This is a genomic window from Actinacidiphila oryziradicis (genome assembly GCF_005047355.1).
Lineage (GTDB): Bacteria > Actinomycetota > Actinomycetes > Streptomycetales > Streptomycetaceae > Actinacidiphila > Actinacidiphila oryziradicis.
Window position 1 is genome coordinate 1 of record NZ_SUMC01000315.1, and the last position, 1,670, is coordinate 1,670.

The 1,670-nt window shown below is 67.9% G+C and carries 2 protein-coding genes; one reads left to right on the plus strand and one right to left on the minus strand.

Features of this window, described 5'->3' with window-relative positions; all coding sequences use genetic code 11:
* The first annotated feature begins 114 nt into the window (after nt 1-114).
* On the plus strand, nt 115-639 hold the full coding sequence (locus tag FCI23_RS55535) for a hypothetical protein (RefSeq protein ID WP_136731743.1): 525 nt from the start codon (nt 115-117) through the stop codon (nt 637-639).
* Here the strand turns inward: FCI23_RS55535 and FCI23_RS55540 are convergent.
* Nucleotides 581-1,507: an IS5 family transposase gene (locus tag FCI23_RS55540; protein ID WP_169317501.1), complete on the minus strand. Its 927-nt coding sequence runs from the start codon at nt 1,505-1,507 to the stop codon at nt 581-583. The two genes, FCI23_RS55535 and FCI23_RS55540, sit on opposite strands and share 59 nt — an antisense overlap.
* Nucleotides 1,508-1,670 lie beyond the last annotated feature (163 nt).

Sequence of the window (1,670 nt, forward strand, 5' to 3'; positions counted from 1 at the left end):
AGAAGCTGTCCTCTTACCGAACTTGATCGCTGACTTCTCGCTGGTCAGGCATGGTTCCGGGCATCCTGCGGGAGGTATGGGGCGTCGTGTTCGTGCCGGTCGTGGAGGTGTCGGGTGCCGTCGGTGATGGGGTTGCTGGAGGAGCGGGAGCTGGGGGCCCGGCAGCGGGTGGAATCGCTGCGGGAGGAAGCGGACCGGGTGCTGGCCGCGCTGCGGGACGCGGAGCTGGCGTGGGAACGCTTCGTGATCACGCGGGAGACGCTGGATGAGGTGCTCGCCCCTTCCGGCGAGCCGGAGGCGGCGGAATCATCCGGTGTGGAGCGCGTGACGCCTCGTCCTGCGGCCGGCCCGGTGGTGGCGGGTTCGGTGGTGCCGGCATGGCGTGAGGGTTTGGGTCTCTCGGCGTTGTCGGCGGACTACCAGCGGATCATGACGGTCCTGTCCGACCGTGAACGCAACAGCGAGGACGAAGCGTTGGCATGCAAGGAGCTCACCGGGGTGCTGGGCCTGGACGGGACGGCGGCGAAGAGGGAGGGCGTGCGCTCGAAGGCGAACCGTCTGGTGGCGCGGGGTTGGCTGGTCAAGGACGCGAAGGGGCGGTTCCGGCTTGCCCAGGGCGTGCGAGGCGGCGGGTCATGACCATGGTCATCGAGAACAGGATCATCGCCTCGGCGCTGTCCACGCGAGTTTCGTAGTCGCGTGCCAGCCGGCGTGAGCGCATCAACCATCCGTTCGTGCGCTCCACCACCCAACGTCGCGGAATCACCACGAACCCCTTGATGTCATCGGTGCGCTTGACGACCTGCACTACCAGGTTCAGCGCCTTGGCCGCCCAGGTGACCAGCGGACCGGTGTAGCCGCCGTCGGCCCAGACCAGCTTCAGCCGGGAGAAGCGTGCCCGCAGCCTCGGCAGCAGGATCCGGGCGGCGTCCCGCTCCCCGGTGTTCGCCGGAGTGACCAGCACGTCCAGGACCAGGCCCATGCAGTCGGTGACCAGGTGCCGGCGCCTGCCATTGATCAGCTTTCCGCCGTCGAAACCCCGGCTCTGCGCCGGGACGTTCGCCGCGGCCTTCACCGACTGTGCGTCGATGATCCCCGCAGTCGGTTCGGCGTCCCGCCCGGCCGCCTCACGGGTCCGGGCGCGCAGCCGATCGTGGAACTCCTTGACCAGCTGATTGTCGCGCCAGCGGATGAAGAACGCGTACACCCGCTTCCAGTCGGGAAAGTCCACGGGCATCGAGCGCCACTTGATGCCGTTGTCGACGAGATAGCGGATCGCGTCGAGCATCTGCCGGTGGCAGTAGCCCTCGGGCTGACCGCCCTTGCCCCGCAGCCAGCCGGGATCCGGTAGCGCGTCCCGCGTCACGGCCCACTCGGCGTCCGACATGTCCGAGGTGTAGGCGGGCACTCGCTCGGGCTGATCGGCGGCGTTCCCGAACCGGTGAGCGAGACAATCGCACGACACGCCAGGCGAGTTGAAGTCGACGAGCTCGGGCGCGTACAACATGGACAACAGGGTCTCCTGGGGCTGCTCGGTGTGTTTCGCAACCCCGAACTACCAGGAGGCCCTGCTTTCATGCGCACACGAGCGGAAGATCATCCGAACCGGCGGCCCGCCCCGCACTCCCGTGCGACTGACACACGTCAAGATCGGTAAGAGGACAGCTTCT